The 13869-nt window shown below is 70.6% G+C and carries 12 protein-coding genes; 4 read left to right on the plus strand and 8 right to left on the minus strand.

The genetic code is table 11. The features are described 5' to 3' along the window. Window positions 1-23: 23 nt before the first annotated feature. The 6 genes from LY05_RS03880 to LY05_RS03905 form a co-directional block, all read right to left on the minus strand. Window positions 24-500 carry a YaiI/YqxD family protein gene (locus LY05_RS03880; protein ID WP_072746836.1) on the minus strand — a complete coding sequence of 159 codons (477 nt, stop codon included), beginning with the start codon at window positions 498-500 and terminating at the stop codon, window positions 24-26. Next, on the minus strand, window positions 497-1174 hold the full coding sequence (locus tag LY05_RS03885) for an HAD-IA family hydrolase (RefSeq protein WP_170258806.1): 678 nt from the start codon (window positions 1172-1174) through the stop codon (window positions 497-499). Before LY05_RS03885 ends, LY05_RS03880 begins: the two co-directional genes overlap by 4 nt. Beyond that, window positions 1171-1725, minus strand: coding sequence for a thioredoxin family protein (locus tag LY05_RS03890; protein ID WP_072746835.1), 555 nt, complete (start codon window positions 1723-1725; stop codon window positions 1171-1173). The genes LY05_RS03885 and LY05_RS03890 overlap by 4 nt, the downstream gene beginning before the upstream one ends. Before the next feature lie 52 nt (window positions 1726-1777). After that, a complete protein-coding gene (locus tag LY05_RS03895) occupies window positions 1778-3151 on the minus strand; it encodes a TRAP transporter large permease (RefSeq protein ID WP_072746834.1) in 1374 nt (457 codons plus the stop codon). A 3-nt stretch (window positions 3152-3154) separates the two neighbouring features. After that, a complete protein-coding gene (locus tag LY05_RS03900; protein ID WP_148922167.1) occupies window positions 3155-3829 on the minus strand; it encodes a TRAP transporter small permease in 675 nt (224 codons plus the stop codon). Between the two features lie 98 nt (window positions 3830-3927). Then, window positions 3928-4926, minus strand: coding sequence for a TRAP transporter substrate-binding protein (locus LY05_RS03905; RefSeq protein ID WP_148922168.1), 999 nt, complete (start codon window positions 4924-4926; stop codon window positions 3928-3930). A 588-nt stretch (window positions 4927-5514) separates the two neighbouring features. Here LY05_RS03905 and LY05_RS03910 point away from each other — a divergent pair. From LY05_RS03910 to lipA, 3 genes are all read left to right on the plus strand, one after another. Continuing rightward, a complete protein-coding gene (locus LY05_RS03910) occupies window positions 5515-7074 on the plus strand; it encodes a Re/Si-specific NAD(P)(+) transhydrogenase subunit alpha (RefSeq protein WP_148922169.1) in 1560 nt (519 codons plus the stop codon). A 10-nt stretch (window positions 7075-7084) separates the two neighbouring features. Further along, window positions 7085-8521: an NAD(P)(+) transhydrogenase (Re/Si-specific) subunit beta gene (locus LY05_RS03915; protein WP_148922170.1), complete on the plus strand. Its 1437-nt coding sequence runs from the start codon at window positions 7085-7087 to the stop codon at window positions 8519-8521. Window positions 8522-8663: 142 nt separating this feature from the next. After that, window positions 8664-9698, plus strand: coding sequence for a lipoyl synthase (gene lipA / locus LY05_RS03920; protein ID WP_249041848.1), 1035 nt, complete (start codon window positions 8664-8666; stop codon window positions 9696-9698). A gap of 244 nt (window positions 9699-9942) precedes the next feature. On the opposite strand, the gene rimO is transcribed toward lipA, so the two are convergent. Together rimO and LY05_RS03930 are read right to left on the minus strand one after the other, a co-directional pair. Next, window positions 9943-11358, minus strand: coding sequence for a 30S ribosomal protein S12 methylthiotransferase RimO (gene rimO, locus LY05_RS03925; protein WP_072746964.1), 1416 nt, complete (start codon window positions 11356-11358; stop codon window positions 9943-9945). A gap of 28 nt (window positions 11359-11386) precedes the next feature. Continuing rightward, complete coding sequence (locus tag LY05_RS03930; RefSeq protein WP_148922171.1) at window positions 11387-12484, minus strand: YeeE/YedE family protein; 1098 nt, start codon at window positions 12482-12484, stop codon at window positions 11387-11389. 149 nt (window positions 12485-12633) lie between these two features. Here LY05_RS03930 and LY05_RS03935 point away from each other — a divergent pair, with 149 nt between their 5' ends. Then, window positions 12634-13869, plus strand: a complete 1236-nt coding sequence (locus tag LY05_RS03935; protein ID WP_148922172.1) for an MFS transporter — start codon at window positions 12634-12636, stop codon at window positions 13867-13869.

Genomic DNA, 13869 nt, shown 5'->3' on the forward strand with positions numbered 1-13869 from the left:
GTCATGTGGGCGTCATGTGGGCGTCATGCGGGCGCGTCGCGGGCCTGGCGCGCGGCCGCGGTCAGCTCGCGGTCCAGCGCGTCCAGAAAGCGCGAGCGGTCGGCTTTCGAAAAGGGTCTGGGGCCGCGCCCGGCGCGCAGCGGGTCGGCGGCGCGCAGGTCGGCGGCAAGGTCGCGCATGGCCAGCTGCGCGCCGATGTTGGCGGGGGTGAAGGCCGCGCCGTCCGGGCGCAGGGCGCGCGCGCCGGCCTCGAGGCAGCGCGCCGCCAGCGGAATGTCCGAGGTCACGCACACATCGCCCGGGCCGATGCGCTCGGCGATCCAGCGATCGGCGGCGTCGGCCTCGGGCGCGACGATCACCGTGCGCACGCGCGGGTCGGGGTCGGGGCGGATGCCGCCGTTCGAGACGACGAAGACCTCGACGCCCCGGCGCGCCGCCACGCGCAGCGCCTCGGCCCGCACGGGGCAGGCGTCGGCGTCGATGAAGAGCCGCGCGCTCATGCCGCCCCGGCGCCCGGGGCCAGCCCCGCCGCCGCGCGCGCCAGCGCGGGCAGCGCGTCGTGATGGGCGAAGACGGCGGCGGGGCGCATGGCCTCGGCCGGGCCGTGGCGATAGCCGCCGAGAAACAGCAGGAAGGGCATGTCGCCGGCGCGGGCGGTCTCGGCGTCGGTCTCGCTGTCGCCGACATAGACGGCCGGCCCGTCGCCCAGCGGCGCCGCCGCTGCGGCCAGCATGCGCGGATCGGGCTTGAGCGCGCCGGGAACCGAATCGCCGCCGGCGAGGGATTCGATCATGTCGAAGCCCAGCGCCCGCAGCACGCGCCAGGCCGGGGCCTGCGGCTTCTGGGTGCAAACCCCGATCCGCCAGCCCTCGGCCGCCAGCCGGCGCAGCGCCGCGACCGCGCCCGGATAGGCGCGGCTGTGCGCGGTGGGGTCGTAAAGCTCGCGAAAGCGGCGCCGGCAGGCCTCGAGCCCGGCCTCGGGCGCGCCGCCCGAATGGGCCAGAAGCCGCTCGACCTGAACGTCCATGCCCTTGCCGATGAAGGTCTTGTAGGTCTCGACCGTCACCGGCGGGCGGCCCAGCTCGGCCAGAAGGGCGTTGCCCGCCGCGCACAGGCTGGCGGCGCTGTCGATCAGCGTGCCGTCCAGGTCGCAGATCAGGCGCGGCGCGCTCACGCCGCGCGCCACTTGATCGAGCAGCCGATCGAGGGCGTCTGCTCGGCCGGTCCGCGGCCCGTCAGGGCGACCTGCTTCATGGCCTCGTAAAGCTCGCGCGGCAGGTCGTCGCGCCGCTCGCGGCCGGCGGCGTCGAGGCGCCCGCGATACTGCAGCTCGAGATCCGCGTTGTAGCCGAAGAAGTCGGGCGTGCAGACGGCGCCGTAGGCGCGCGCCACCTCCTGCGTCGCGTCGTGCAGATAGGGGAAGGGGAAGCCGTGGGCGCGGGCGAACTCGCCCATCTTCTCGAAGCTGTCCTCGGGGTAGGTCTCGGCGTCGTTCGAGCAGATGGCGACCGTGCTCACGCCCAGCTCGGCCAGATCGCGCGCATCGCGCACCAGCTTGTGCGCGATCGACTTCACATAGGGGCAGTGGTTGCAGATGAACATGACCAGCGTGCCGCGCGGGCCGCGGATGTCGGCCAGCGAGACGATGCGCCCCTCGGTGTCGGGCAGGCTGAAGTCGGGGGCGGGGCGTCCGAAGTCGCAGACGGGGGTGTTGAGCGCGACCATCTCGATCTCCGTTCCTTGCGTTTGCAAATGGGGGCCGCCGGCCCGCGCGGGGCTAGCGGATGATGATCTCGGGGCCCATCAGGGCGTTGGGCAGCGCCGTGGACAGCCACGGAACATAGGTCACCAAGATCAGGAAGACGAACAGGATTCCCAGCCAGGGCAGGGCGGCGCGCACGACGCGCATCACCGGCATGCCCGCCACGCCCGAGGTGACGAACAGGTTCAGCCCGACGGGCGGCGTGATCATGCCGATCTCCATGTTCACCACCATGATGATGCCCAGATGGATCGGGTCGATGCCCAGCGAAACCGCGATGGGAAAGACCAGCGGCGCGACGATGACGATCAGCCCCGAGGGCTCCATGAACTGGCCGCCGATCAGCAGGATCACGTTCACCATGACCAGGAACATCACCGGCCCGAAGCCCGCGTCCAGCATGGCGGCGGCGATGGACTGGGGCACCTGCTCGTCGGTCAGGACGTGCTTGAGCAGCAGCGCGTTGGCGATGATGAACATCAGCGTCACGGTCAGCTTGCCCGCCTCGAACAGCGCGTCGCGCGCGTCGCGGTGGACCCAGCAGGTCAGCAGCGCCCAGGGGCGCGCCGTCAGCGGCAGGGGCGGGCCGTCGGGCCGGGCCAGCGGTCCCATGTCGCGATAGACGAAGTTGGCGATGAGAAAGGCGTAGACCGCCGCCACCGCCGCCGCCTCGGTCGGGGTGAAGATGCCGCCGTAGATGCCGCCCAGGATGATGACCATCAGGAACAGCCCCCAGCCCGCGTCGCGGGCGCTGTCGCGGATCTCGGCCCAGCCGGCCCAGGGCTCGGCGGGCAGCTTCTTGATCTTGGCGGCGACGTAGATGCCGACCATCAGCATCAGCCCGGCCACGATGCCCGGGATGACGCCCGCCAGGAACATGCGCCCCACCGACACGTCGGTGGCCGCGGCGTAGACCACCATCACGATCGAGGGCGGGATCAGGATGCCCAGCGTGCCCGCGTTGCAGATCACGCCCGCGGCGAAGTCGCGCGAGTAGCCCACCTGGCGCATCCCGGCGATGACGATCGAGCCGATCGCCACCACCGTCGCCGGCGACGAGCCCGACAGCGCGGCGAACATCATGCAGGCGAACACGCCCGCGATGGCCAGCCCGCCGGGAAAATGCCCCACGCAGGCGATGGCGAAGCGGATGATGCGCCGCGCCACCCCGCCGGTGGACATGAAGGCCGAGGCGAGGATGAAGAACGGAATGGCCAGCAGCGTGTAATGCCCGGCCATGGCCTCGAACAGGGTCTGGGCGACGGCGGCCAGCGAGGTGTTCGACTGCGTGAGCAGAAACAGCACCGAGCTCAGCCCCAGCGCCACGGCGATGGGCGCGCCGATCAGCAGAAGGACGATCACCAGCGCGAAAAGGGCGGCGGCTTCCATGGCTCAGTCCTCCGCGGCGGGGCGCGCGGGGCGCGCGGCGTCGATCATGTCCTCGGCCTCGTGGCTGGCGATCAGCCGGTCCTGCGCGCCGCGGGCGATGGCGAGAGCGGCCTGGACGAAGCGCAGCAGCAGCAGCGTCATGGACAGCGGCATGACGAAATAGGGGATCAGCCGCGGGATCTTCTCGTAGGGCTCGCCCTCGTTGAACCAGTTCGCGAAGAAGGGGTTGAGAAAGGCCGGCATGTCGATGTCGTTGACCTCGTACCAGCCCTTTTCGCGCACGCGCTCCTCCAGCCCCAGCGGGAACCAGCGCCCTTCGGTGGCCGGCAGGTTGGCGAAGTTGGCCCAGTAGTCCCAGCCGCCCTTGAGCAGCAGCGCCGCATAGACGATGCAGGCCGCCGCCGCCGCCAGCCCCAGGATGCGCCGCGGGCCGGGGGGCAGCATGTCCACCGCCACGTCGACGCCCAGATGGGCGCGCTTCTTGACCGCGTAGCTGGCGCCCAGCAGCACCAGCCATGCGAACAGGAAGCTGGTGGCCTCGAGCGCCCAGAGGATGTTCGATCCCATGTAGCGCGCGGCCACGTTGGCGAAGGTCAGCAAGGTCATCGCGCCGAGGATGACGGCGATGAGCGTCTCCTCGATCGAGTCGGTCCACGAGCGGGGGGATTTGCCGGCCATGGCGGTCGCTCCGTCGTCAGCTGGATGCGGCTGCGCCCCGCGCGCGGCTTGCGGCGCGGGGCGCAGATGGGGGGCGGACCGCGCCGCCCCCGGCAGGGTCAGAAGCGCGCGTTGATCTCTTGCGCGGCGGCGATGTTCTCGGCGCCGACGTCGTCGCGGAACTTCTCCCAGACGGGCTTCATGGCGTCCACCCACTCCTGCCGCAGCTCGGGGGTCAGGGTGCGCACCACGCCGCCGGCGGCGATGATGGCCTGCTTGGCCTCTTCATTGACGCGGGTCGACTCGGCGTTGCGGGTCTCGGTCACCTCGTCGAGGATCTTCTCGAGCTGGGCGCGCACGTCGTCGGGCAGCCCCTCCCAGAAATCGACCGAGGTCACGACCAGATAGTCGAGAATGCCGTGATTGGTCTCGGTCACGCCGTCCTGCACCTCGAAGAACTTCTGGCCGTAGATGTTGGACCAGGTGTTCTCCTGCCCGTCCACGACGCCGGTCTGAAGCGCGCCGTAGACCTCCGAGAAGGCCATCTTCTGCGGAATGGCGCCCAGCGCCTCCATCTGCGCCACCAGCACGTCCGAGGACTGGACGCGGAACTTCAGCCCCTTGGCGTCCGAGGGGTGCAGCAGCGGGCGGTTGGCCGACATCTGCTTCATGCCGTTGTGCCAGAAGGCCAGGCCGATCAGGCCGCGCCGCTCCATGCTGCGCTTGAGCGCCTGCCCCGCCTCGGACTGCTGGAAGGCGTCCACGGCCTGGATGTTCTTGAACATGAAGGGCAGGTCGAAGATGCGGAACTTCTTGGTGAACTTCTCGAACTTCGACAGCGAGGGCGCGGCCATCTGCACGTCGCCGTTGAGCAGCGCCTCGAGCACCTTGTCGTCGTTGTAGAGCGACGAGTTCGGATAGACCTCCATGCAGGCCTTGCCGTTCATCTCGTCGTTCACCCGCTGCGCCAGAAGCGCGGCGGCGATGCCCTTGGGGTGCTTGTCGGTGTTGGTGACGTGGCTGAACTTGATGACGATCTCGCCCGGATCGCAATTGGCGAGCGCGGCGTTGGCGCCGAGCGCCATGGCGGCCGCGGCCGCGATGGTCAGAAGACGCATTGGGAACCTCCCGTTGGTTTTCGTTGGCGTTTGCGCGCCGATCCTAGCGCATGGCGGCGGGCTTGTCCCATGCGCCGCCAAGCCTCGGCGCGCGCGCAGGCGCGGTCCGCGGGCGGCGCCGCGCCTGCGCGGCGGTGGGCATGGCGCGGCGGCGGGGGCGGCGCCATGCGGCGAGGCGGCGCGGGCATGATTCGCAAAGACGGGCGGCGCGAATCGTTGCGATTCTTTCGCGCTGGCGGCGCATCTCTTGGCGTTTCGATCCGGCTCGCGCGCAGATGCGGCTAAATGTCGCACCGGCGCGGCCTTGCGGCGCCGCGGCGCCCGCAGCCCCCTTTCGTTGTGCGTCGCAACCAGTGCGCAGCCGCGTCAAGCGCCCCGTCCCGACGGCGCCCCGACGGCGCCCCGACGCCGCCGGCGGCGCGCGAAGTTCTTGCCCCGCGTGCGCAAATGGGCTGTGACGAGCGGCGAAGACGGCTTTAGGATGGCTGGCGTTTGCGCCCCTTCGGGCGGCGCGAAGGCAACGGACGCAAGCGCGGGCGCCGCGGCATGAGGCCGACGCCCCGCGAACGGGAACGAGGGAGAACGCTGATGAAGATCGGCGCGCCAAGGGAGCTGCATCCGGGCGAGAAGCGCGTCGCGCTGACGCCCGACAGCGCCCGGCAGCTTCAGAAGCTGGGATATGAGTGTCTGGTCGAGAGCGGGGCCGGCGAGGCCGCGATGTTCTCGGACGAGGCCTATCGCGAGGCGGGGGTCAAGGTCGTGCCCGACGCCGCCGCGCTGTGGGCCGAGGCCGACATCGTGGTCAAGGTGCGCGAGCCGAAGATCGAGGAGATCGACGCCGCGCCCGAGGGCAAGACGGTGATCTCGTTCCTGTGGCCGGCGCAGAACGAGGATCTGCTGCGCCGCATGAACGAGAAGCGCATGACCGCGCTGGCCATGGACATGGTCCCGCGCATCAGCCGCGCGCAGAAGATGGACGCGCTGTCCTCGATGGCCAACATCGCCGGCTACCGCGCCGTGATCGAGGCGGGCGCCAATTTCGGCCGCTTCTTCACCGGCCAGGTGACGGCGGCGGGCAAGGTGCCGCCGGCCAAGGTGCTGGTGATCGGCGCGGGCGTGGCCGGGCTTGCGGCCATCGGCACGGCGGTCAGCCTGGGCGCGATCGTGCGCGCCTTCGACGTGCGCCCCGAGGTGGCCGAGCAGATCGAGTCCATGGGCGCCGAGTTCCTGATGCTCGACTTCTCGGACGACCTGTCGGGCGAGGGCGGCTACGCCAAGCCCGCCAGCCCCGAATTCATCGAGAAGGAGATGGAGCTGTTCCGCCAGCAGGCGCCCGAGGTGGACATCGTCATCACCACGGCGCTGATCCCCGGCCGGCCGGCGCCCAAGCTCTGGCCCGAGGAGATGGTCAAGCTGATGAAGCCCGGCTCGGTCATCATCGACCTGGCGGCCGAGCGCGGCGGCAACTGCGACCTGACCGTTCCCGATCAGAAGATCGTCACCGACAACCACGTCGCCATCATCGGCTACACCGACTTCCCCAGCCGCATGGCGACGCAGGCCTCGACGCTTTACGCGACGAACATCCGCCACATGCTGACGGATCTGACGCCCGGCAAGGACGGCGTGTGCGTGGTGAACATGGAGGACGACGTCATCCGCTCGTGCACCGTGTGCAAGGATGGCGAGATCACCTTCCCGCCGCCGCCGCTCAAGGTCCAGGCGATCGCCAAGCCCAAGCCCAAGCCCAAGGAGCCGACCCCCGAGGAAAAGGCCGCGCGCGAGGCCGAGGAGCTGCGCCGCTCGCTCAACCACACCGCCTGGATGCTGGGCGTCGGCGGCGCGCTGTGCCTTCTGGTGGGGCTGGTGGCGCCGGCAAGCTTCATGCAGCACTTCATCGTCTTCGTGCTGTCGGTGTTCGTGGGCTATCACGTGATCTGGGGGGTGGCGCACGCGCTGCACACGCCGCTCATGGCGATCACGAACGCCATCTCGTCGATCATCATCGTGGGCGCGCTCTTGCAGGTCGGTTCGTCGTCGACGACGGTCGTGATCCTGGCGGCGCTGGCGATTCTCATGGCGTCGGTGAACATCTTCGGCGGGTTCCTGGTGACCCGTCGGATGCTCGCAATGTTCCAGCGCAGCTAAGGGGGCTGAGATGAGCATCGGTTTCGTGACGGCCGCTTACGTGGTGGCGGCCATCCTCTTCATCCTTGCGCTGGGCGGCCTCTCGAACATGGAGAAGGCCAAGCGCGCCATCTGGTACGGCATCGTCGGCATGGCGCTGGCGGTGGGCGCGACCGTGGTCACGCCCGGCGTGGGCAACCACGCGGCGATCGCGCTGATGATCGCGCTCGGCGGCATCGGCGGCTGGGTCGTCGCCACCCGCGTGCAGATGACCCAGATGCCCGAGCTGGTGGCGGGCTTCCACAGCCTCGTCGGCCTCGCCGCGGTCTTCATCGGCATCAACGCCGATCTCGAGATGAAGGCGGCGCTGGCGGCGAAGGAGGCGGGCACGGTCGAGCAGCTTGCCGGCTTTGCGGCCACCATCGCCAAGAAGTCGTCGGTCGAGCTTTCGATGCTGAAGGTCGAGCTCTTCCTCGGCATCCTCATCGGCGCCATCACCTTCACCGGCTCGGTGGTCGCCTATGGCAAGCTGGCGGGCAAGATCAGCTCGGCGGCGCTGACCCTGCCCTTCCGCCACCAGCTCAACCTGGCGGGCTTCGTCCTGTGCTTCCTGCTGGGCTGGATGTATCTGGATGGCGCGGGGCTGTGGACCATGATCGTGGTGGCGATCCTGGCCGGGGCCATCGGCTGGCACCTGATCATGGCCATCGGCGGGGCCGACATGCCGGTGGTGGTCTCGATGCTCAACTCCTACTCGGGCTGGGCCGCGGCGGCGATCGGCTTCACGCTGGGCAACGACCTGCTGATCGTGGTCGGCGCGCTGGTGGGCTCGTCGGGCGCCATCCTCAGCTACATCATGTGCCGGGGCATGAACCGCAGCTTCGTCTCGGTGATCCTCGGCGGCTGGGGCGGCACGGGCGCGCCGGCGGCCGAGGTCTCGGGCGAGATGATCGCCATCGACGCCGACGGCGTGGCCAGCGCGCTGGAAGAGGCCGACAGCATCATCATCGTGCCCGGCTACGGCATGGCGGTGGCGCAGGCGCAGCAGTCGGTGTCCGAGCTGACGCGCCGCCTGCGCGCGCAGGGCAAGCAGGTGCGCTTCGCCATCCACCCCGTCGCCGGGCGCCTGCCGGGGCACATGAACGTGCTCCTGGCCGAGGCCAAGGTGCCCTACGACATCGTGCTCGAGATGGACGAGATCAACGACGACTTCCCCAACACGGACGTGGTCATCGTCATCGGCGCGAACGACATCGTGAACCCCGCCGCGCAGGAGGATCCCAATTCGCCCATCGCCGGGATGCCGGTGCTCGAGGTGTGGAAGGCCAAGCAGGTCATCGTCCTCAAGCGCGGCCAGGGCACGGGCTATTCGGGCATCGAGAACCCGCTGTTCTTCAAGGAGAACACGCGCATGTTCTACGGCGACGCCAAGGCCTCGATCGACGCGCTTCTGTCGAAGCTGTCCTGACGGAAGCGGCCTTGCGGCCATCGCGGCCGGCGCCTTGCGCGCCGGCCGCATCCGTTTTGCGCCCCGCGCATGGCCCGCGCGCGCCGCGCCGCTTGGAAGCTGACGCCGCGGCGGCTATGTTCGCGCCCAGGAGGGCCCCCGCATGAGCGACATGAACCCAGCCGATTCCGTCCGTCAGGGCGCGCCGACCGCCGAGCCCGAGGCCGGACCGGGCCGCGCCGGCGCCAAGGCGCGCGATCTGCGCGACCGCGCCCAGCGCCACCCGGAAAAGGCGCGCCGGCCCGACGCCCCCGTGCTGCGCAAGCCCGAATGGATCCGCGTCAAGGCGCCCGGCGGCAAGGGCTACAACCAGACCCGCCGCACCTTGCAGGAGCACGGCCTGGTCACCGTGTGCTCCGAGGCCGGCTGTCCCAATGTCGGCGAGTGCTGGTCGCAGGGCCACGCCACCATGATGATCATGGGCGAGATCTGCACCCGCGGCTGCACCTTCTGCAACGTCGCCACGGGCCGGCCCGACGCGCTCGACCCCTTCGAGCCCGCCCGCGTCGCCGACGCCGTGGCCAAGCTGGGGCTGAACCATGTGGTGGTCACCTCGGTCGATCGCGACGATCTCGAGGATGGCGGCGCCGAGCATTTCGCCCGCACCATCCGCGCCATCCGCCGCAAGAGCCCCGGCGCGACCATCGAGGTGCTGACCCCCGATTTCCTCAAATGCGGCCCCGAGGCGCTGGAAACCGTGGTGGCCGCGCGCCCCGACGTGTTCAACCACAATCTCGAGACCGTCCCCGGCCTTTATCCCGAGGTGCGCCCGGGCGCGCGCTACTTCCACTCGCTGCGGCTGCTGCAGCGGGTCAAGGAGCTGGACCCGACCATCTTCACCAAGTCGGGCATCATGGTCGGGCTGGGCGAGGACCGTCAGGCGGTGCTGCAGGTGATGGACGACATGCGCGCCGCGGACGTGGATTTCCTGACCATCGGCCAATACCTGCAGCCCACGCCCAAGCATCACCCCGTGCGCCGCTTCGTCACGCCGGACGAGTTCGCCGCCTATGAGCGCGCCGCCTGGGGCAAGGGGTTCCTGATGGTCAGCGCCTCGCCGCTGACCCGTTCGAGCTACCATGCGGGCGAGGATTTCGCCCGCCTTCGCGCCGCGCGCCTGGCCGGCCGCGGGGCCTGAGCCTGGCCGCCGTGACGTCCGGGCGGGGCGCGCAGCGAAACGACGGGCCGGCGCAAGGGGCCGCCGCGCGGCCGGTCGCGCCCCGGTCCGCCGTCGGCCCAGTCCGCGGCCGAGGCGCTGCGGGGCGCCGGGGGCGGGCCTGCGACCCCCTTCGCCGCCTTCGACGATCCCGCCGCAAGCGCGCGAGGCGGCCCGGCGCGGCGCCCGGCACAGCCGGGGCGCCTGACGTCGGGCTGGCGGCGCCTCAGTCGCGCGCGATCAGGCGGCCCCACAGATCGTATTCGGAAGCCTCGTCGATCTCGACCGTCACGATGTCGCCCGGGGACAGGGCCTCGAACCCCTCGTCGATGAACAGCTCGCCGTCGATCTCGGGCGCATCGGAAATGGTGCGGCAGACGGCGCCCTGCTCGTCGACCGAATCGACGATCGCCTTGCGCCGCGCGCCCACGCGCGCGGCCAGCTTCTCGGCCGAGATGCGCTGCGCGACCTCCATGAAGCGCGCGTAGCGCTCTTCCTTCACCTCTTCGGGCACATGGTCGGGCAGGTCGTTGGCGCGGGCGCCGGCGACGTTCTCGTATTTGAAGCAGCCGACGCGATCCAGCCGGGCCTCTTCCAGCCAGTCGAGCAGGGTCTGGAACTCGGCCTCGGTCTCGCCCGGAAAGCCGACGATGAAGGTCGAGCGGATGGTCAGGTCGGGGTTGATCTCGCGCCAGGCGCGGATGCGCTCGAGCGTCCTGGCCGCCGCGGCGGGGCGGGCCATGCGGCGCAGCGTGTCGGGATGGGCGTGCTGGAAGGGAATGTCCAGATAGGGCAGCAGCCCGCCCGGATCGGCCTCGGTCCCCATCAGCGGGATCAGCTGATCGACATGCGGATAGGGGTAGATGTAGTGCAGCCGCGTCCACAGCCCCAGCTCGCGCAGGCCGCGGGCCAGGTCCGTGACATGGGTGCGCCAGCTGCGCCCGCGCCACTCATGCGCGTCATGGCGCCGGTCCACGCCATAGGCCGAGGTGTCCTGCGAGATGACCAGCAGCTCGCGCACGCCCGCCTCGGCCAGGCGCTCGGCCTCGCGCAGCACGGCGTGCACGGGGCGCGAGACCAGCTTGCCGCGCATGTCGGGAATGATGCAGAAGCGGCAGGCGTGGTTGCAGCCCTCGGAGATCTTCAGATACGCGTAGTGGCGCGGCGTCAGCTTGACGCCCGAGGCCGGCAGCAGGTCGACGAAGGGGTTCGGCGCCGGCGGCACGGCGGCGTGCACCGCGTCAAGCACCTGCTCGTATTGATGCGGGCCGGTCACCGCCAGCACCTTGGGATGCGCGCCGGTGATGAACTCGGGATCCGCGCCGAGGCAGCCGGTGACGATGACCTTGCCGTTGGCGGCCAGCGCCTCGCCGATGGCTTCGAGCGATTCGGCCTTGGCGCTGTCGAGAAAGCCGCAGGTGTTGACGATGACCGCGTCCGCGCCCTCGTAATCGGGCGAGACGGCGTAGCCCTCGGCGCGCAGGCGCGTGAGGATGCGCTCGCTGTCGACCAGCGCCTTCGGACAGCCCAGCGAGACCATGCCGATGGCCGGCTGGCCCGGGCGGCGGGCGGCGTCGAAGCGCGGCGCGGGGGCGATGTCGGGGCGCAGCTGCGGCGGGTTCTGTGGCGTGCGGGTGCTCATGCCCCGCCACATACGCGATTCCGCGCCGCTATGGAAACGCCCTTGCGGCCCCGCGCGCGGTTTCGGGCGCCGCGTCGGGCCGGTCGGCCAGGCGGCGCGTCGCCACGGCGCCGATCCACATGCAGGTCAGCGCAAGCCACGAGGTCAGCGCCAGCGCCGAGGTCCCGGTGACGCCGGCACCGATCGCGCAGCCGCCCGCCAGCATCGCGCCCATGCCCATCAGCGCCGCGCCGATCAGGCGACGGCGCAGGCCGGCCACGTCCTCGAAGCCCTCCCAGCGCCATTCGCGCGCCCACACGGCCGCCGCCATCGCCCCCAGCGCGACGCCGGGAATGAGGCCGATGTCGAAATCCGCCCGCGCGCCCGGCGTCAGGACGAACATCAGCGCGTCGGCCGAGGGGCCGGCGAAGGTCAGGCTCTTGACCGGCGCCGGATCGAAGGACTGCGCCGCGATGGCCGAGGTCGCCGCCCATCCTAGCGCCACCGCGAATCCCACGCCCGAGCCGGCCAGCAGCGTCGTGGCCGAAACCCGGTTGCGCGCGGCGATGACCAGCGCCGCCAGCGCAAACGCCGCGCCCAGCGCGGGGCCGAAATCGGGGCCGAGCCCGAGCCACGCCGACAGCTCGACATTGGTCGGTCCGGTGGTCCACAGCTCGGCCAGGCTCTGGCGCAGCGGCGCGAGGATGCCGTGCAGGCTCATCTGCGCCACCACCGCGAAGACCAGCCCGGACAGGAGGGCGCGCAAATTGCCGCCGGCCGCCAGCACCAGAAGCCGCCCCGAGCAGCCGCGCGCCAGGATCATGCCCGCGCCGAACATCAGCCCGCCCAGCGCCGCGCCCGAGATCGAGCCCGGCGCGGCCAGAACGCGCGCCTCGGCCAGGTCGAGCATGCCCGCCCGGGCCATGAGCTGCGTCCAGAACAGCGCGGTCGAGAAGGTCAGCAGCCAGACCGCCATGCGCGGACCAAGGCGCCCGTCGGCGAACTCGACGCTGGCGGCGCGCAGGCAGAACCGGCTGCGCTGGGCCGCGGCGCCGAAGACCGCCCCGATCAGCGCGCCGGCGGCGACCTGCGCGCCGCTTTCGCCCAGCAGCTCGAAGGCCGGTTCCAGGTCCAGGGAAATGTCCATGGCGTCCCGCTCCGCGACGTTTCATGCCGCCCATGGCATGGCGCGATTCGGGGCGCGGGGCCTTGATCCATCTCATGCGCAGATTGGAATATCCCGGGGCGGGCGAAATCGCGCTCGAAAGGTCGCGGGAAAAGGAGTAAGGACGCCTTATGAAGAACGCGCCCGTCCCCATCGCGCAGGCCGCAAGCCTGCCCGCCTGGCGGCGGCCCATCGGCCTTCTGACGCTGATGGCCGCCGGCATGCCGCTGGCCTTCGCCACCTGGAACGCCCTGCTCAACAACTTCGTCATCGAGGCCGCGGGCTTCGACGGCTCGGACATCGGCTGGCTCCAGACCGTGCGCGAGATCCCCGGCTTCGCCGCCATCGGCGTCATCGCCGTTATCCTGTTCGTGCGCGAGCAGACGCTGGCCGTCATCTCGCTGGCGCTGCTGGGGCTGGCGACGGCGGCGACGGGGTTCTTTCCCAGCTTCGGCGGGCTGCTCATCACCACCTTCGTCGGCTCGCTGGGCTTTCACTATTACGAGACGGTCAACCAGTCGCTTCAGCTGCAATGGCTGAGCAAGGAAGAGGCGCCCAAGGCGCTGGGCTGGCTGCTGGCGGCGGGGTCGGCCTCGTCGCTGGCGGCCTATGCGCTGATCGTGGGCGCGTGGAAGACCTTCGATCTGAGCTATCAGAGCGTCTACATGGCCGGCGGGCTGGCGACGGCGGCGGTCGCGCTGGCGGCATGGGCGCTTTATCCGCGCTTCGAGGCGCCCCACCCGCAGGAGAAGCGCATGGTCCTGCGGCGGCGCTACTGGCTGTATTACCTGCTGCAATTCATGGCCGGGGCGCGGCGGCAGATCTTCGTGGTCTTCGCCGCCTTCATGATGGTCGAGCGCTTCGGCTTCGAGGTGCACGAGGTCACGGCGCTGTTCCTGATCAACTACGCCGCGAACATGGCCTTTGCGCCGGCGGTGGGGCGGCTGATCGCGCGCTTCGGCGAGCGGCGGGCGCTGGTTCTGGAATATGTCGGCCTTGCCGCGGTGTTCGGCGCCTATGCCGGGGTCTATTTCAACGACTGGCCGGCATGGGTCGCGGCCGCGCTTTACGTGCTCGACCATCTGCTGTTCGCCATGGCCTTCGCGCAAAAGACGTATTTCCAGAAGATCGCGGCGCCGGGCGACATCGCGCCGACGGCGGCGGTGGCCTTCACCATCAACCATGTCGCCGCGGTCGCGCTGCCGGCCTCGCTGGGCTATCTGTGGCTGGTCTCGCCGGCGGCGGTGTTCGTGCTGGCGGCGGCGATGGCCTGCGTGTCGCTGGGGCTGGCGCTGCTGATCCCGCGCCATCCCGAGCCGGGGCGCGAGACCGTCCTGTCGCCGCGCCTGGCCGGGGCGCCTTCGTGA

It is taken from the genome of Oceanicella actignis (assembly GCF_008124525.1).
In the GTDB taxonomy this organism is placed as follows: domain Bacteria; phylum Pseudomonadota; class Alphaproteobacteria; order Rhodobacterales; family Rhodobacteraceae; genus Oceanicella; species Oceanicella actignis.